Origin of the sequence: Streptacidiphilus sp. PB12-B1b (assembly GCF_014084125.1) — a bacterium.
Taxonomy (GTDB): domain Bacteria; phylum Actinomycetota; class Actinomycetes; order Streptomycetales; family Streptomycetaceae; genus Streptacidiphilus.
Map to the genome: position 1 here is coordinate 5,257,942 of NZ_CP048405.1, position 16,549 is coordinate 5,274,490.

Below are 16,549 nucleotides of genomic sequence, written 5' to 3' on the forward strand. Positions count from 1 at the left end.
CTGATTTTCTGGGAAAAGGCCCCGCATGGACGCCGTCCGGACCCCGAACGCCGGTTTCATCGCGCTGGTCGAGGAGACCGGCTGGACCTACTCCCAGTTCGCCCGCAGGGTGAACAGCCTGGGCACCCGGTGCGGCCTGGCACTGAAGTACGACGACTCGGCGGTCTCGCACTGGCTGAACGACGGAGCGCTGCCCCGCGCGAAGGTACGGCCGCTGATCCTCGAAGTGCTGTCGCGCAGGCTGGCCAGGCCGGTCACGGCAGCCCAAGCCGGGTTGGGACCAACCGCTGACGTACCCGGATCGGGTGCGGATACCTTGGCGTCGAGGCTGATCGACTTGGGGAGCGCTGACTTGGACCCATCGCGGCGGACCTTACTGGCGGCCGGGCTGTACTCGGCGGTGCCGGCGATTCCGGGCTGGCAGGACCACGTGGGCAGGTTCGAGCTGCTGCGGACGAACCCGCGGCTGCGGATCGGCCGGCCGGAAGTGGAGTCGGTCGTAGCGATGACCGAGCACATCAGCGACCTCGACGACCAGTTCGGCGGGCGGATGGCCCGGCCGCTGGCGTCCGCGTTCCTGGTCACCACCATCGCCCCGTACCTGGAGGCTCAGGCGAGCGAGCCCGTGCGGCGCGCGATGCTCTCCGCCGCCGCCGACCACTGCTACCTCACCGGGTACATGGCGATGGACGAGAGAGCCGACGGGCTCGCGCAGCAGTACTACATCAAGGCCCTGGAACTGGCCAACACGGCAGCGGACCACCTGACGTACTGCACCACGCTGCGGGGGATGAGCGTGCAGGCCGTGGACCTCGGGCACGGGCAGCAGGCGCTACGGCTGGCCGACGCCGCCGCGGCAGCCTCCCGGCAGGCCGGTCCTCGGATGCTGGCGTTCCTCGCCGGGCAGCAGGCCCACGCCGCCGCCCAGACCGGCGACCGGGCCGGGGCGCTCCTTCGCATGAGGGAGGCGGAGTCGGCGATGGAGAAGGCGGAGTCCCGCGCGACAGCGTTCGGGTCCTACGACCCCTCCTCGCTCAACTACCACGTCGGCCAGGTGCGATACGAGCTGGGCGACCTGGCCGGTGCCATCGGTTCGTTCGAGGAGTCCGACCGGCTCCGCGAACCGGTGTTCCGTCGCACGCGGGTGCGGTACAACGCCATGCTCGCCGAGAAGCAGTTGCAGGCCGGCCGCCTCGAGGAGGCGTGCGTGAACTGGCACCGGGTCCTGGACGACTACCCGCACGTGCAATCCGGCCGCTGCGATGACCGCTTCGCCACCATGATGGGCAGCATCCGTCCCTACCTGCGGAACTCGCGGGCCCATGAACTGTACGAGCGAGCCCGCCCCATGGCGCGCGGGGCATCCTGAGCCATCGGGGCGGGGAGCGCTGAAGTTCGTTGTCGGGGTGGGCATGGGTGGGGTTGTTGCGGGCATGCGCCTGTTCGACAAAGGAGGAAGACAATGGGTGCTCTGCTGCTGGTTCTTCTGCTCGCCCTGATCCTGGGCGGTGCGGGTTTCGCCATTCATATTCTGTGGTGGGTGGCCATCGTGGTGCTGGTGCTGTGGGCTCTCGGGTTCGTTTTCCGTGGCTCGGGCGGCGGTCGCTGGTACCGCTGGTAATCAGCTGACGGCGTGTCAAGGGGGCCATCCAGTGGATGGCCCCCTTGGCGTGCCGTCCTCGGGGTAGGCGGTAGGTGTGCGGTCGGCGGGCCGGTGACACCCACACCCTCCTCCCCCGCCGACCGCACCCGGCTCCGCGTCGGCCGACACCTGCGCGCCGACACCTGCGCGCGCCTGCCCCGGGAGGAGCCGATCGGCGCCGCCGCCGCAGTAGGGTCCGCTGTGTGAACCGCACACCTGACATGGCCAGGGCCCTGGGGCTGGAGCCGCACCCGGAAGGCGGCTGGTACCGCCGCAGCTACACCTCCCCCGTGAGCGTGCCCCACCCCGTCAGCGGCGGCCCGCGCCCGACGGCCACCCTGATCTACTACCTGCTGTGCCCCGGCGAGGAGTCGCGGTGGCACCGGGTGGCGTCCGACGAGGTCTGGCTGTGGCGGCACGGCGGCCCGCTGACCGTCACCACCACCCCGCCCGGGCGGCGCCCCGGCGTCGAGCAGACCGTCGTTCTGGGCGCGGACACCGGCAGCGGGCAGCAGCTCCAGGCCCTGGTACCGGCCGGCCACTGGCAGCGCGCCGAGGCCGGGGACGCCGAAACCCTGGTCACCTGCATGGTCACGCCGGGCTTCGACTTCGCCGACTTCCACCTGCTCCCCGAAGCCGAAACGCCCTGAGGGCGCCGCCCCTGGCGATGCCCGCGGTCACCGCCGCAGCAGCGCGGCCAGGACCGGGAGGGCGAGGAGGGCGCTCAGGGAGAGGAAGACCGTCCGGTCGAACCACAGGACGGCGACGAACTCGCGCAGAGCCGCCGCCAGCCAGTACGAGGGCGCGGTCCAGGCTCCGGCGGCGCTCCCCCGGACGCCCAGGCGCCGCATCAGCAGGGCGGTGCGGAAGGCGTGGAAGTCGCTGGTGATCACGGTGCAGTGATAGCCGGGGTCCGCGCTGCTCATGATCCGGGCGCTGTTGGCGAGGTTCTCCTCGGTGTTGCGGGAGCGGTCCTCACGACGGATGCGGTCGGCGGGCACGCCCCGGGCGGTGAGATAGGCCGCCATCGCCTCGGCCTCGGAGCGCTCCTCGTCCGCTCCCTGTCCTCCGGAGGTGATCAGGATCGGGTGGCGGCCGCGGGCGAGCTGGGCCCGGTACACGGCCAGGCCGCGGTCCAGCCGCCCGGCGAGCAGGGGGGAGACTTCGCCGTCGACCAGTCCGGCCCCGAGGACCACGACGAAGTCGGCGGACCGGCGTGGCTTCAGGCGTCCGCCCAGCACGGCGTGACTCAGGAACAGGGCGAAGAGCAGGGCCAGGTAGGCGGCCGACGCGTCCAGTACGAGGCAGACCCCCGCGAGCGTACGGCCGCCCGAGCAGCAGGCGGTCAGCACGGTCAGCACGGCGAGCGCGGCCAGGCCGGTTCCGGCCGCGAGGGCGGCCAGCTGGGGCGGCGCGGCGCCCTGCGAGCGGATCAGCAGCACGCCGTCCGCCACCAGCACGGCCGCCAGCGCGACCACCCCGAGGACCGCCGGAACCGCCAGGGCCACGGCGGCGGCGGTCCACCACGGACCGTGCGGCGCCCCCAGCCGGGACAGCACCGCTGCCCCGAGTGAAGCCGCCGACAGTGCGGTCAGCACCGAGCGGCGGAACGGCTGGCCGACGCACAGGGCGCCCACTGCGCACGCCAGGGCGAAACCCCCGGCGATGAGACCCTGCAGCACTGTCTGCCCCCTTGACCTTCGAAGCGTCCCGACGGTGTTGCCGGAGCTGGATCACCCCTGCCCGCATACGCGGAGCGCAACACCGGCCGCGGCGCCGGAGGGCGAGCCGGCGGTCAGCGCCGTCCGAACAGCCAGTAGACGAGCGAGTTGCCGGGGTTGAGCAGCACGAATCCGCGCCACAGCTTCTTGCTGCCGCGCACCTGGTCGTCGGACCGCCTGGCCAGGTCGCGCCAGGCCAGGCCCGCGGAGACCACCTGGACCGGCACGAGAACCGCTGCGAGCAGCTTCTTCCGCTGAGGCGTCATGATCCGGGTCCACGCTTCCTTGGTCGGGGCCGAGCCGGTACGGGGACAGTCTCCCCCACGCGCGGCGTACGGGCACGGCGGCACGAGCCGGACCGCGGTGGACGGCTAGGCAGGGGTCGTCGCCGGGCTGCCTGCCTCGACCCGCTTCCGCAGGGCCTCGTTGAGCCGCTCGAAGTCCTTGCGGACGGCCCGCAGAGGCGTGCCCAGGAGCGTGGTGAGCAGTCCGGTGAAAACCTCGCTCTGTTTCAGCAGCGTTCCCCGGTCATTGGCTTCCAATACGAATCTGTGTGTGCCGTCCATGATGCCCGGCGCCAGCAGCATTCCCCGCCAGCACAACTCGCGGCCCGGCTCGACGGTGAGGACCACCGGTTTGAAGGAGAGCGAAGGGGCGTTCTCGGGGTGGATGCGGCAGTTGAGCTTTCCGCCGACGACCAGTTCGCCGGTCGCCTTCCGGATGAAGGGATTCCACTGCGGGTAGCCGGGCAGGTCGGCGAGGACGGCCCAGACCGCCTCGGGCGGGCCCGTGATCTGGATCGAAGCGGCTATCTCGAGCATGGCGGCCGGAGTCCTTTCCGTACGGGGGCCGATCGGCGGCCCGAGTGCCGTGGACGGCCCGGTGACCGGGGCGAGCGGACGGGCGGGCCGATCATGCCCGCAGGGGTTCGCAAAGCCCTGGAGGCCCTCTCGACCGTGCTCCGCCGCCGCTCAGCGGCTTCCCGCAGCGGAAAGCACATCATTCTCCTACGTTCCAAAATCGTCCCGGAAACCGGTCGCGGAGCGTCACCCGCAGAGCGGGCCGGGCCCGGCCCGTCACTGCCCGCGTTCGCCGGTAGGAGCGACATTCGAAGGAACACTCGCTTGCACGCTCGAACACTCCTCACCTTCGGATACCATCCCGCTAGGCGCTGACCCCGGCGCTGCATTCGATCCGGCAACAGAGGCACAGCGAATCGTCTCGGGGGAGTCGTTGATCCGAATCTTGATGGCCGAAGACATGCATATGGTCCGGGGAGCATTAGTGGCGCTCTTGCGGCTGGAGGACGACTTCGACGTCGTGGCCGAGGTCGAACGCGGCGACGCGATCCTGCCCAGCTGCCATGAGCACAGACCGGATGTCGCCATCATCGACATCAGTCTGCCCGGGCTCGACGGGCTGAGCGCAGCCGCGCTCATCCATGAGCAGCTCCCCCAGTGCCGCACGCTCATCCTCACCAGCCTGGGGCACCCCGGCACCCTGCGCCGGGCGCTCTCCGCCCGGGTGTCGGGCTTCATCCTCAAGGACGCCCCGCCGGCCCTGCTGAGCGACGCCGTGCGCAAGGTCAACGCCGGGGAGCGGGTGCTCGACCCGCAGCTGGCGCTGTCGGCCCTGGACTACCTGGAGAGCCCGCTGACGGACCGTGAGGAGGAGGTGCTGCGGATGGCGGCCGAGGGCGCGTCCGCCGTGGAGATCGCCGCCAGCCTGTTCCTCTCGCTCGGCACCGTGCGCAACTACCTGACGACGATCGTCAGCAAGCTCAACGCCAGGAACCGGGTGGACGCGATCCGCATCGCCCGGCAGTCGGGCCTGGTCCCGTAGCCGGACGGCGCTGGGGGTGGGCGGCTTCAGTCGTGCCGGGCGGCGGCGTCGCGGCCGTCCGGGCCGGGGGCGTCCGTGCCGGCGGGCAGGCGGATCCCGGCCGACAGCACGAACCAGCCCGCCTCGTCCACCCCCCAGGTCAGCCAGCCGCCGATCTCGGTGAGGCGGACGGTGAGATTGGCCAGCCCGTTGCCGTCCCGGTCCGTTCCGGAGGCCCTGGATCCGGGGACCAGGCCGTCGTTGGCGATGGTGAGCAGGATGCGGTCCTCCTCGCCCAGGCAGGAGATCCGGCAGCGCTCGGCCTTGCTGTGCCGCAGCAGGTTGGTGACCGCCTCGCGCAGGACCGTGGCCAGGACCGTGTCGATGGGGCCCTTGGGCGGGACGACGGCCAGGTCGACGGCGGCGTGGATCTCCGCGGCCTCCAGCACCGACCGGGCCGACACCATCTCGTCGCCGAGGGACATGGTCCGGTAGCCACGGGCCACGACGCGGACGTCGGCCAGCGCCTGGCGGGAGATCTCCACCACGCCGCCCAGCTCCTCCAGCGCCTGTTCCGGGCTGCTGATGACCAGCCGCCTGGTGAGCTCGCTCTTGAGGGCGATCGCGGAGAGGCTGTAGCCGAGCAGGTCGTGCAGGTCGCGGGAGAAGCGCAGCCGCTCCCGGGTGACCGCCATCCGGGCCAGCTGGAGGCGCGTCGACTCCACCTGCGCCACCAGCTGGGCGAGCCGGGTGAGGCCGAAGACGATCAGGCTGGTGATGGTGGTGGAGAGCAGGATGTAGACGCACTCCAGGAACGGCCACCCCTCCAGCGGGCCGCTCACTGCCGCGGACACGGCCACGCCGCCGAACACGCACCAGCCCAGGGTCGGGGACAGCAGCAGCAGGCCGGAGGCGCCGAGGAAGCCGGCCATGCCGCCCCAGGTGATGCCGAAGCCCAGCGGCAGGTAGGTGAGCACGGCCTGGAGCAGCAGGCTCCACGGGGCCAGCCGGTGCCGGATCGCCACCAACCGGTCGTAGGAGTGCACCAGTTGGAGCGCGGCCACGCCCACGAAGCAGGCGCTGCCGACCATCAGCTGCCGCCGGTCCAGGCCGTCGGTGCCGATGTCGGTGAACCCCATCACCATGTAGCCGATGACCACCGCGAGGACGATGCTGCTGGCCAGCCGGGGCGCCGGGGCGCGGCGCCCGAGAGCGCCGACCAGCGCGGCGCTCTCCTCCTCGAATGTGCCGTGGCGCAGTGCGTTCTGATCCACGGGCCGTTCCATCGGATGCTCCATGGCTCTGGTCACGAACAGTTCCCCCTGAACCTCAATCGTGTCAGGGGAAGCGTACGCGGGGGCTCCACCGGGGGCGAGACCCTGGCGGATCGGCGTCGTCAGACGAACAGCGGGACGGGGTTGAGCTCCGCATATGCCGTTGGTTCCGGAACCCGCCCGAGCCGGACCGGTACGTCGAACAGCCTGCCGGGGGCGAATCTGGCCCAGAAGTGGCGCAGCCCGGGAACGATCACCTTCACCACCGGGAGGCCGATGTCCGGCCGGGTCTGGTCGAGCAGCAGCAGTTCCATGCCGCGTTCGTCCAGCAGCCGGGTGATGTCGGCGAGGTCCTCGTTGAAGTCGGAGCGCCCGTGGTAGGCGAAGTCCTCCGGGCGCCGGGCCGCCGAGCAGGCGGGGACCAGGTACGGCTGGTTGTGCACGGTCGCCCGCTGCCACCAGTCGAGCACCTCCGGCTCGTCGACGTGGTACCCGCCGCCGCCGGGGAGCGCGTCCACGGCGGCCGGCAGCAGTTGGTTCATCTCGGTCAGCGCGCGGCGCAGGGCGATCCGGGGGTCGAGGTGGGCGCCGAAGCCGAACATGATGTCCTGCGCCGCCTTGTCGGTGCGCCGGGAGAGCGCCACGAAGACCGGGATGCCCAGGTCCGAGGTGAGGTCCAGGGCCCAGACGTGCCGGTGCAGCCGCTGGTAGCCGACCAGCAGGTCGTCGGTCCAGGGGTCGGCGAAGGCGTCCAGGCTGACGGCGGGCTGGCGGGTGCGGTTGTACCACCACAGGGCGACGGCATCGCGTTCGACCAGTTCCAGGAAGCCCTGCAGCACCGCGTCCTCGAGGCAGCTGCCGGCGGCGTTCCCGTTGGAGCAGGCGCGCAGCGAGCGCCGCCCGGCGACCGGTTCGATCGTGCTGTCGGACTGGTTGAAGTACAGCATGCCGGTCGGGAGCAGCCGCTGGCGCTTCTCGGTGAGCGACCAGACCGGGGTCCAGTCGACGGCGGCGTTCTCGTCGAAGGGCTCGGGGACGAACTGGAGGGCGTTGTGCGACGCGTTCCAGCGGTCGCGGTCGCGGTACTGGCGGGGGTCGAACAGCTGGCAGGTGTCCGGGTGGACGGCCTCGTCGCCCAGGCCGCGCAGGCTGTCCCGGATCCGCAGCTCGTCCCCCTGCAGGGTGCCGGAGTAGCGTTCGAGCGCCTCGCACAGGGCGCCGACCTCGGCGTCCAGCGGCGTGGTCCCCTTGCCTCCGGAGACCTGCCGCAGTCCAGCCCGGAGCTGCCGGAGGTTGGCGCCGCCGACGGCGTGGTTGCGGCCGGACACGTAGCAGTCGAAGAACGGGGGCGCGTGCGGGTCGCGCTGGATGCTGCTGACCACGCCGGTCACCGGGCTGACCAGGTGGCCGAAGCGGTCCAGCGTCTCCTTCGCCGAGCACGCGCGGTGCCCGCCGACGCGCGAGCCCTTGGCGCGTGAGCCCAGCTGCACCGGGCGGCGCAGCTGGGCGGCGGTCAGTCCGGGGTCGCCGCACTCGGCGCACTGCGGGCGCCGGTGCAGCGGATGGTGCCTGCTCTCCAGGGTCAGCGTGTCCAGCGCCATGACCGCGCACTGGCCCTGGTGGCGGTACCCGGCGAGCCACTTCACCGCCTCCAGGACGACCAGCTGGGCGCCTGCGGCGCAGCCGGAGCGCAGGTGGGTGGCGGGGCGCGGCACCGGGCCCCGCAGGCCGAGGGCCCGCTGCACCGGGATCTCCGACGCGCGCTGGCCGCGCAGCCGGTGGGCCAGGCAGGACCAGCACGGCCCGGCGCCCGGCTGGAACACCGGGCCGACCCAGACGCTCGCCCCGCTGGGCCGGGCGAGCAGCCAGGGGCGCCCCTGCGCCCGCCGCCGGGCGTCGAACTCCCGCAGCTCGGGATCGAGGTAGTCGTCGCAGAGCACCACCGCGAGTTCGGCGCCCGCGTCGCCGGGCACCGGGGTCACGCCGTTGGCCCGGAAGGCGCTCTCCACCTCGTCCGCCGGGACTCCGCCCAGCGCCGTCAGCTCCACCCGGGCCGAGGCCAGCCGTTCGAGGGCCTCTCCCGCGTCGAGCCCGGCGAGGTCCCAGTACGCCTGGGCGGGGTCGGCGGTCCTCGTCCTGCGGTAGCCGACCAGGCCCTCCCGGGCCAGTCGGCCGATCAGCCGGCCGGTCTGCTCGGCCGGGAGGACGGACGCGGTCTGGTGGAGCACCGCGGTCAGGTCGCGGGTGCCGTCCAGCAGCGGCGCGAGCGCCTCGATCCCGCTGCCTTCGAGCGCGGTCACGCCCCGGTCGGAGATGAGGTAGGTCGCGTCACCCGTGACCGACTCGACCCGCAGGTGGCTGCGGAAGCCCAGCAGCCGCCGGCCCTCGGGTTCCACGTCGAGGGCCGGCTCCTCCTGGAACGGGTCGGTCATGCGTGGACCAGCTGTTCTTCCAGCCGGACCGCCGCCGGGGCGTCGTCGGCGATGGTGACCTGGCACCAGCCGAGGACGGCGGAGGACCGGTCGAGGTCCTCGATGAGCAGGTCCGCGGCGGCGCCCTCGGTCAGCGCGAAGGGCTGCTCGCCGGCTTCGAGGACCACCCCCAGCTCGGCCAGGACTCCCCGGGGATCGGCCCGGTAGCGGTCGGCCAGCAGGGGTTCGAGGCAGCTGCGGGCGATGAGTTCGGCACGCCACAGGTCACGGGGCAGCACGGTTCCGTTCACGTGAACCTCCACAGAGCGAGCAAGCACTGATGACAGGACAGGTTCTGGTGCGGCTGTGCAGGCGATGCACGTAGGATTCTCCGGCGCGGACGACGGCATGACCAGTGAACTTGTCATGCCCGGTCCGTGAGAATCTCACGAACACCCGCACCCTGTCGTCAGTACTCCGATCCTGCCCCGAAAAGCCCGGCACTGCCCGGTTCCGGGCTCCTGGGCGACGGTGCCGTCAGGCGGCGGCCGAGGGGGCACGCGTGCTCGGCGACGACAGGTTGCGGTGGATCTCGAGCGTGGCGTCGGAACGGTTCAGCGTGATGTAGTGCAGTCCGGGGACGCCCTCGGCGAGCAGCCGCTCGGCCAGCACGGTGGCGTGGTGCACCCCGATGCGGTGGCCGTCGTCCGGGCTCGCCTCCGCCAACTCCCGTGCCAGGTCGGCCGGGAAGGCGGCATTGCTCAGTTCGGCGAAGCGCTGGATCTGCCGGTGGTGGGTGGCGGGCATGATGGCCGGGATGATCGGCGTGTCGCATCCGGCGGCGGCCACCCGGTCGCGCAGCCGCAGGTAGTCCTCGGGCCGGAAGAACATCTGGGTGACGGCGTAGTCCGCGCCGGCCCGGCACTTGGCCACGAAGTGGCGGATGTCGCTCTCCCAGTCGGGCGAGCGCGGATGCCGCTCGGGGAAGGCCGCGACGCCGACGCTGAAGTCCCCCAGCTCCCGTACCAGGCGCACGAGTTGGTCGGCCTGGTCGAACCCCTCCGGATGGGCCTGCCAGGGGCCCTGCGGGTCGCCGGGCGGGTCGCCGCGCAGGGCGAGCACGTCCCGGATCCCGGCGTCGGCGTACTGGCCGACGATCCGGCGGAGTTCGGCCACCGAGTGCCCGACCGCGGTGAGGTGGGCCACCGGCCGCAGGCTCGTGTGGGTGGCGATGCGGTGGGTCATGGCGATGGTCCGGTCGCGCGAGGAACCGCCGGCCCCGTAGGTGACCGAGACGAAGGTCGGGGCGACCGACTCCACCCGGCGGATTGAGTCCCACAGCGTCCGCTCCCCCGCGTCGGTCCTGGCCGGGAAGAACTCGAAGGAGTAGGAGGTCCGGCCGCGTGCGAGCAGTGCGGCCACGTCGAGCCGTTGGGGGCCATCACAGCCCTCCCTTCCTCATCTGGCTTTTGGAGTGGGCGGCTCCGGGGTGGAGCGGGAGCCCCTCGCAGGGCTCCGCCCCGGCGCGCCGACGGGTCAGGGCGTGCCGGGGCTCAGGAACCGCCGCCCACGGCCGGGTCGGCCCCGGCCGGGTCGACCAGTTCCTCGGTGTCCACGTGGCCCAGCTCCGGGCGCGGGGCCAGCGGGGACAGGTGGAACACGCAGTGCGCCTGCTCGGTACCGGCGTTGACCAGCCGGTGGTCCACCCCGATCGGGATGAACACGGACGATCCCGGCACCAGCCGGACCACCTGGCCGTCGAGGGTGATCTCCAGCTCGCCGGCGACGACGTGCAGGAACTCCTCGGAGTACGGGTGGTAGTGGCGGGTGACGAACTCCCCGGGGCCGAGGTACAGGACCCCGCCGAAGCCGGAGCCGCAGCCCACGGTGACCGGGCTGAGGGTGACCCGGATGTCGCCGCCGCGCTTGCGGTTGGGCACGGCATCCGACGCGGACCGGCTGAGCGAGGCCGCGTCCTTGACGTGCTGCGGTGCGGTCGTCACCGGATCCTCCCCTCCTGCGGCGTCCACACGTAGAACGGCGAGGCCATGGCGTCCTTGGGTTCCTTCCAGTTCGGGTCGTACGGGGAGACCCAGTCGGTCAGGCTGGTGTTGATGTGGTTGTACAGGGGGTGGCTGCGGGCCTTGTACAGGTTGGGCGTGATGTCCTGCTCGGCCTCGACCAGGTGGAAGTAGAGGTCGTGGAAGGCGAACAGGGTCCGCCGGGAGACCCCGATCATGTGCGGCAGGTCCGTCGAGTCCGACTCCTCGAAGATCTTGGCGATGGGTTCGGCGTTCCGGGGGTCTTCCATCCTTGCGACGATGAGCGTCCTGTGCACCGATGCCTCCTGGGGATCCGTGTCGAGTCGACGGCGGAACGTTCCCCGACCCGGCTCGAGCACCACTTGACGGTGCGTCCACCCCGGAGGTCCAGCCGGTCTCAAGCCCGGTCCGAGTCGCCCGGCGACGATGGAGCCACAGGGCGGGCCACGCGGCCGACCGGGCCCTCCGCACGCCTCCGACCTGACCGTCCTTCCCGGGAGTCCTCATGCCGTTCGCCGCACTCACCTATGACATCAAGGCCGGTTACGAGAAGGAGCTGACCGAGATCTTCAACGGGTTCAAGCGCGTCGGCTCCCCCGCCGTCGGCGGCGACCAGGAGAAGCCGACCACGCGAATCCTGGCGACCGCGGTCTTCCTCCGCGAGACCACCATGGTCCGGGTCATCGAGTACGAGGGCGACCTGCAGGAGATCGCCCGACACATGGCGTCGCAGCCCGGTGTGCAGGAGGTCGAGCGCAAGCTCGTTCCCTACCTCAGCCGCCCCCGGGACACCGGCACGCCGGAGGGCTTCGTGGCGACCTTCAACCGGAGCCTGCTGCCCTGCCTGACCCAGCTCTCCGTGCGGGACTGACTGTCTGTCATATGTCCTGCCGGGGTCACTTGGTGATGTCGACTCCGGCGGACGACCCGTTGTCGTCCCCGAGGTGCAGGTGGTAGCGGCCGATACTGAGGTCCGTGCTCTTCTTCAGCGTCAGGCTGACTCCGTGGGAGCCGAAGGTGATCTCGGTGTCGTCCACCCGGTCGACGGTGAACTTCACGCCGTCCAGGGTGAAGCTGTCGCCGTCGGACAGGTCGAGGTGGCAACTGTTCGATCCGCAGCCCGCACTGGTGTGGTCCGCGCAGCCGGCGACACCGCCGCAGCCGGCCAGTAACAGGGCCAGGACCAAAACCGTTCGCCGCATGGAAATCGTCTCCTTCGCCGAGTCGGCCCCGCGACCGCAGTCGCGGGGCCGACCCCTGTGTGATGGGGCGTCAGTGCCGTTGCCGGGCAGCCGCGTTGCTACCCGTATCGGCCGCGGGCGCGGTCCGACTCAGCCCGCCCTGAGCATCCGCAACGGTCCCACGCCGGCGGCCTCGCGCTCCAGTTCGGGATCGTCGCAGAGCATGGCCCGCTGGAGCTCCTGGATCCCCGGCGAGGGGTCCAGCCCCAACTCCCGGCTGAGCGTCGTGCGGAGCCTGTGGTACGTCTCCAGCGCGCTGCCGCGGCGGCCGGAGCGGTACAGCGCCAGCATCAGCTGGGCCTGCAGCCGCTCGTAGGTGGGGTACTGGACGGCGAGCCCGGCGAGCTCACCGAGGATCTCGTGGTGCCGCCCCAGGTTGAGGTCGGCCTCGATGCGCTGTCCGAGGATGCTCATCCGGCACTCCTCCAGGCGCATCACCTCCACTTCGAGCAGCGGCCCGACCTGCACGTCGACCAGCGTGGGCCCGCGCCACAGGGCCAGCGCCTGACGGAACCGGGCCGCTGCGGCGGCGTGGTCGCCGGCCTCCAGGAACCGGTGGCCGGCGCCGGCCAGGCGATCCGCCTCCAGCGCGTCCATCATCCCGCCCTGGGTGTCCAGCAGGTAGCCGCCGGCCTTGGTGACCAGCACGCTCTTGGCCCCCCAGGGGAGGCCCTCCTGGGAGCTGCCGGCCAGTGCCGCGTTGATCATGTTGCGGATCTGCAGGATGTAGGTCTGCAGTGTCGTCTGCACGCTCCGGGGCGGGTGGCCGCCCCAGAGCTCCTCGATGAGCGCCGCCACCGACACCACCCGGTCCGGGTGCAGCGCGAGCAGCGCAAGCAGCTTGCGCGGTTTGATGGCGGTGGGAACCACGGAGATGCCCGCCTGCGTGACTCTGCAGGGGCCGAGTACACCGATGTCCATGAGTTGGGGCTCCTTCCGAGCGGAAGTAGAGGGGAGCCGGCGCGGACCGCTCGCCAGGTTAAGCGGCGAGCTGGTCGGGGATGGTGGGTCCGCAGCGGGCGCGAAGGCCCGGCTGCATGGCTGGCAACCCGCTCATCCGTGCCTTCCTGCGCTCCCGGGCCTCGTGCCCGCCTCCCCAAGATGACGGGATCGTCCACAGAAACCCTGGAAGGCCACTGGACACGGCCTCGAACGCGGCCGGGACCGGCGGCCCGGCACCCTCTTCCGCACCCCGGCGACCTCTTCCACGCCCCGGCGACCTCTTCCGCACCCCGCCCCGGCCGGTGCGCCCCGCGCGGCGGTCAGCGGGGCAGGCCGAGCCCCACGGCCGGCGCCGGGGACCGCCCCGCCTGCGACAGGTGGTGCAGCCCCCGCTCGTGCACCGGGTCCAGCTCCGGGTCGGCCGACAGGATCGCCTGCTGGAGCCGCTGCACGCGTCCCGAGGGCTCCAGGCCCAACTCGTCGACCAGGGAGGAGCGCAGCTTCCGGAACGCCTCCAGCGCCTGCCCGGAGCGGCCGCAGCGGTGCAGGGCGAGCATGAACTGCGCGTGGAAGTTCTCGTGCAGGGGGTGCTGCGCGGTCAGCCCGGCCAGCTCGCTGAGCACCTCGTGGTGGTACTGGAGCCTCAGGTCGGCGTCGATCCGGCGCTCCAGGGCCGCGATCCGGCTCTCGTGCAGGCGCATCGTCTCGACCTCCAGCAGCCGCCCCTGCGGCAGGTCGACCAGGGCCGGACCGCGCCACAGCGCCAGCGCCTCGCCCAGGAGGTCGGACGCCTGCCGGGGGTCGGCGTCGAAGGCCGCGTAGCCCCGGCTGACCATCAGGTCGAAGCGTCGGGCGTCGACCTCGCCGGGCTCGGCCAGCAGCAGGTACCCGCTGTTCCTGGTCACCAGGACGTCCTTGGCGGCCCGCGGCGAGTCGGACAGCGCCAGCGCCAGCTTGCGGCGCAACTGCATGATGTAGGTCTGCAGCGTGGTCGGGGCACTGCGGGGGAGGTCGAGCCCCCACAGCTCCTCCATCATCGAGGCCACGGTGACCATCCGGCCGGCGTTCAGGGCCAGCAGTGCCAGGATCTGCCGGGGTTTCCCCGCGCTGGGCACGATGGAGACGCCCGTCTCGGAGGCCGTGAGCGGTCCCAAGAGATTGATGTCCATGTCGACCGCCCTCTCCTCGCCGCACCCCCAGGACCGGGCAACGGAGCCTTGATTAGAGGGTGGCCCGGCCGGGCGCCGCGGAACAGTGAGAAACTCACGAAGATCAGCGGATTTCTTCAGCCGTCGCCGCCACCAGCAGGCTGACCTCCGGGTTGACCACCTCGTACAGCGGCTGCAGCCGGTTGGCCAGGAACAGCCGGCGCATGGCCTCCCGCCGGAGCTTGCCGCTGGTGGTGCGTCGGACGGTCCCCGGCCGGACCAGGACCACGTTCTGCACCGCGAGCTCGAACTCCTGCGAGAGGCACCGCTGGACCGCCGCGACCAGCTCCGGCAGGTCGGCGTCGAAGGAGGAGCCGGAGCGGACCTCCTGGACGACGACCACCTGGTCGCTCTCCGCCTCCAGCGCGAACACCGCGGCGGAGCTGAACAGGACGCTCACCTTCTGCAGCGTGCGCTCCACGTCCTGCGGGTGGAGGTTGCGGCCGGCCACGATCACCAGGTCCTTCAGCCGGCCGGTGACGAACAGCTCGCCGTCCGCCAGCACGCCGAGGTCGCCGGTGCGCAGGTAGCCCGGCTCCCCGTCGGCGGTGACGGCCCGGAAGGTGCGCTCGGTGTCCGCCGGCCGGTTCCAGTAGCCCGCCGCGACGGCGGAGCCCCGCACCCAGATCTCGCCCACCGCGCCCGGCGGCAGCGCCGTGCGGGTCTCCGGGTCGACGATGAGGATGTCGAGGTCGGGCGCCGGGCCGCCGCAGCTGACCAGGGTCCGGCCGCGCGCGGCGGGCCCGGCCTCGGCCAGCCGGTTCTGCTCCAGCGCCTCGACGTCCACGCTCATCCTGCGCGGCGGTGTGCCCGGGCTCCCGCCGGCCACCAGCAGCGTCGCCTCGGCCAGCCCGTAGCAGGGCCTGAGGGCCCCGGCGGCGAACCCGGCCGGGGCGAACTTCGCCGCGAAGTCCCGCAGCGTCTGCTCCCGGACCGGCTCCGCGCCGTCCACCGCGACCGCCCAGCGGGAGAGGTCCAGGCTGCGGGCCTCCTCGTCGGCGATCCGCTGGACGCACAGCTCGTAGCCGAGGTTGGGGCCGCCGCCGACGGTCACCTGGTAGTCCTCGATCATCTGCAGCCACCGCAGCGGATGCCGGACGAACGAGGAGGGCTCCATCATCACCCCGCTCGCGCCCAGCCACAGCGGGTGCAGTAACTGGCCGACCAGCCCCATGTCGTGGTGCAGCGGCAGCCAGCCGCCGATCCGGGAGTCCGGGCCGGTGCCCAGCGCCTGCTGGATCATCCGCTGGTTGGCCAGCAGGTTGCGGTGCGAGACCATCACGCCCTTGGGGTCGCCGGTCGACCCGGAGGTGTACTGCAGCAGGGCGATGTCCTGCGGTGCGATGTCCGGCATGCGCCAGTCGTCCGGGTCGGCGAGATCCGGCTTGTCGGCCGCCAGGCACACCACGTCGCCGTGGCCCGACCCGGCGAGCAGCTGGGAGAGCGCCGGCGCGTGCACCGCGTCGCTGAGGACCAGCTTGGCCGCGGTGTCCCGGAGGATGCCGACCATCCGCTCGGTGCGGTGCCGGGAGCCTCCGGACGGCGGCACCGGCACGGCCACCGCACCGGCGTAGAGGCAGCCCAGGAAGGAGGCGGCGAACAGCCAGCCCCGGTCCTGGGCGATCAGCACCCGTTCGCCCGCGGCGCCGTGCTCGCGCAGCCACACGGCCAGCCGCCGGGCCTCGCGGGACAGCTCGGCGTAGCTGAGCGTGTCCAACTCGCCCACGCCGTCCCGTGAGTGGCGGAGGAACAGCAGGACGTCGTGGTCCGGGCGCTCCGCGGCCCGTGCCTCGAGAAGTTGCGTGAAGTCACCGTGTCCGGCCAAGGCTGCCCCCTCGTTCAGTTACCTGCCATCCCGACTGCTGTAGCCGCGACGCTAGGGCACAGCAGGGGCAGATCACCTCGAACGGGGCTCGAACAGGCGGGGCAGGCCCGTACGCGCGCTCAGTCCACCGGGGCGGCGGGGTCCATCTGCCGCAGCACCTGCCGCTCGAACTCGCTGAGCAGGAGGTCCGGGCAGAGCCGCTCCGGATGCCCGGGCGGCAGGTCGGCCAGCGGGCCCCCGGCCGCGACGCGCCGGGCGCGCGGCGGCGCCGGGTACAGGTGCTCCGCCACCCCCAGCGGGCCGCCCTGCACATAGGCGCCCATCGGCGCGAAGAGCTGGCCGTAGACGGCGAAGCTGCGCAGCGTGGGGTAGAAGACGTACCTGATGAAGCCTCGAGCGAGTCTGCGCATGGGTTCCTCCAC

Annotated in this window: 19 protein-coding genes; 5 read left to right on the top strand and 14 right to left on the bottom strand. The window is 72.0% G+C overall.

What is annotated here, in order from left to right:
* Positions 1-25 precede the first annotated feature (25 nt).
* From GXW83_RS22945 to GXW83_RS22955, 3 genes are all read left to right on the top strand, one after another.
* A complete protein-coding gene (locus GXW83_RS22945; protein WP_182444939.1) occupies positions 26-1,369 on the top strand; it encodes a tetratricopeptide repeat protein in 1,344 nt (447 codons plus the stop codon).
* A 93-nt stretch (positions 1,370-1,462) separates the two neighbouring features.
* Positions 1,463-1,621, top strand: a complete 159-nt coding sequence (locus tag GXW83_RS22950) for a hydrophobic protein (protein ID WP_182444940.1) — start codon at positions 1,463-1,465, stop codon at positions 1,619-1,621.
* Between the two features lie 224 nt (positions 1,622-1,845).
* Complete coding sequence (locus GXW83_RS22955; protein ID WP_225447192.1) at positions 1,846-2,292, top strand: cupin domain-containing protein; 447 nt, start codon at positions 1,846-1,848, stop codon at positions 2,290-2,292.
* A 27-nt stretch (positions 2,293-2,319) separates the two neighbouring features.
* Here GXW83_RS22955 and GXW83_RS22960 read toward each other — a convergent pair whose 3' ends face one another.
* From GXW83_RS22960 to GXW83_RS22970, 3 genes are all read right to left on the bottom strand, one after another.
* A complete protein-coding gene (locus tag GXW83_RS22960) occupies positions 2,320-3,324 on the bottom strand; it encodes a YdcF family protein (protein ID WP_182444941.1) in 1,005 nt (334 codons plus the stop codon).
* A gap of 113 nt (positions 3,325-3,437) precedes the next feature.
* On the bottom strand, positions 3,438-3,629 hold the full coding sequence (locus GXW83_RS22965) for a hypothetical protein (RefSeq protein ID WP_182444942.1): 192 nt from the start codon (positions 3,627-3,629) through the stop codon (positions 3,438-3,440).
* A 105-nt stretch (positions 3,630-3,734) separates the two neighbouring features.
* On the bottom strand, positions 3,735-4,184 hold the full coding sequence (locus tag GXW83_RS22970) for an SRPBCC domain-containing protein (RefSeq protein ID WP_182444943.1): 450 nt from the start codon (positions 4,182-4,184) through the stop codon (positions 3,735-3,737).
* 412 nt (positions 4,185-4,596) lie between these two features.
* Here GXW83_RS22970 and GXW83_RS22975 point away from each other — a divergent pair, with 412 nt between their 5' ends.
* A complete protein-coding gene (locus tag GXW83_RS22975; protein ID WP_225447193.1) occupies positions 4,597-5,205 on the top strand; it encodes a DNA-binding response regulator in 609 nt (202 codons plus the stop codon).
* Positions 5,206-5,231: 26 nt separating this feature from the next.
* Here GXW83_RS22975 and GXW83_RS22980 read toward each other — a convergent pair whose 3' ends face one another.
* From GXW83_RS22980 to GXW83_RS23005, 6 genes are all read right to left on the bottom strand, one after another.
* Positions 5,232-6,458, bottom strand: a complete 1,227-nt coding sequence (locus GXW83_RS22980; RefSeq protein ID WP_182444945.1) for a sensor histidine kinase — start codon at positions 6,456-6,458, stop codon at positions 5,232-5,234.
* Between the two features lie 122 nt (positions 6,459-6,580).
* Positions 6,581-8,890, bottom strand: coding sequence for a TOMM precursor leader peptide-binding protein (locus GXW83_RS22985; RefSeq protein WP_182444946.1), 2,310 nt, complete (start codon positions 8,888-8,890; stop codon positions 6,581-6,583).
* Positions 8,887-9,180, bottom strand: coding sequence for a hypothetical protein (locus tag GXW83_RS22990; RefSeq protein ID WP_182444947.1), 294 nt, complete (start codon positions 9,178-9,180; stop codon positions 8,887-8,889). Before GXW83_RS22990 ends, GXW83_RS22985 begins: the two co-directional genes overlap by 4 nt.
* A 226-nt stretch (positions 9,181-9,406) precedes the next feature.
* Positions 9,407-10,291, bottom strand: coding sequence for a methylenetetrahydrofolate reductase [NAD(P)H] (gene metF, locus GXW83_RS22995; protein WP_182444948.1), 885 nt, complete (start codon positions 10,289-10,291; stop codon positions 9,407-9,409).
* A 131-nt stretch (positions 10,292-10,422) separates the two neighbouring features.
* Positions 10,423-10,872: a cupin domain-containing protein gene (locus GXW83_RS23000; protein WP_182444949.1), complete on the bottom strand. Its 450-nt coding sequence runs from the start codon at positions 10,870-10,872 to the stop codon at positions 10,423-10,425.
* A complete protein-coding gene (locus GXW83_RS23005) occupies positions 10,869-11,180 on the bottom strand; it encodes a TcmI family type II polyketide cyclase (protein WP_370466753.1) in 312 nt (103 codons plus the stop codon). Before GXW83_RS23005 ends, GXW83_RS23000 begins: the two co-directional genes overlap by 4 nt.
* 236 nt (positions 11,181-11,416) lie before the next feature.
* Here GXW83_RS23005 and GXW83_RS23010 point away from each other — a divergent pair, with 236 nt between their 5' ends.
* The gene (locus GXW83_RS23010) at positions 11,417-11,782 is read left to right on the top strand and encodes a SchA/CurD-like domain-containing protein (protein WP_182444951.1); all 366 of its coding nucleotides are present in this window, start codon (positions 11,417-11,419) and stop codon (positions 11,780-11,782) included.
* A gap of 25 nt (positions 11,783-11,807) precedes the next feature.
* Here the strand turns inward: GXW83_RS23010 and GXW83_RS23015 are convergent, their stop codons facing one another.
* From GXW83_RS23015 to GXW83_RS23035, 5 genes are all read right to left on the bottom strand, one after another.
* Positions 11,808-12,113, bottom strand: coding sequence for a hypothetical protein (locus GXW83_RS23015; protein WP_182444952.1), 306 nt, complete (start codon positions 12,111-12,113; stop codon positions 11,808-11,810).
* 129 nt (positions 12,114-12,242) lie between these two features.
* On the bottom strand, positions 12,243-13,073 hold the full coding sequence (locus GXW83_RS23020; RefSeq protein ID WP_182444953.1) for an AfsR/SARP family transcriptional regulator: 831 nt from the start codon (positions 13,071-13,073) through the stop codon (positions 12,243-12,245).
* A 341-nt stretch (positions 13,074-13,414) separates the two neighbouring features.
* Positions 13,415-14,263 carry an AfsR/SARP family transcriptional regulator gene (locus tag GXW83_RS23025; RefSeq protein WP_182444954.1) on the bottom strand — a complete coding sequence of 283 codons (849 nt, stop codon included), beginning with the start codon at positions 14,261-14,263 and terminating at the stop codon, positions 13,415-13,417.
* A gap of 103 nt (positions 14,264-14,366) precedes the next feature.
* On the bottom strand, positions 14,367-16,127 hold the full coding sequence (locus GXW83_RS23030; RefSeq protein WP_182444955.1) for a fatty acyl-AMP ligase: 1,761 nt from the start codon (positions 16,125-16,127) through the stop codon (positions 14,367-14,369).
* A gap of 119 nt (positions 16,128-16,246) precedes the next feature.
* Positions 16,247-16,537 carry a DUF6059 family protein gene (locus GXW83_RS23035; protein WP_182444956.1) on the bottom strand — a complete coding sequence of 97 codons (291 nt, stop codon included), beginning with the start codon at positions 16,535-16,537 and terminating at the stop codon, positions 16,247-16,249.
* Positions 16,538-16,549 lie beyond the last annotated feature (12 nt).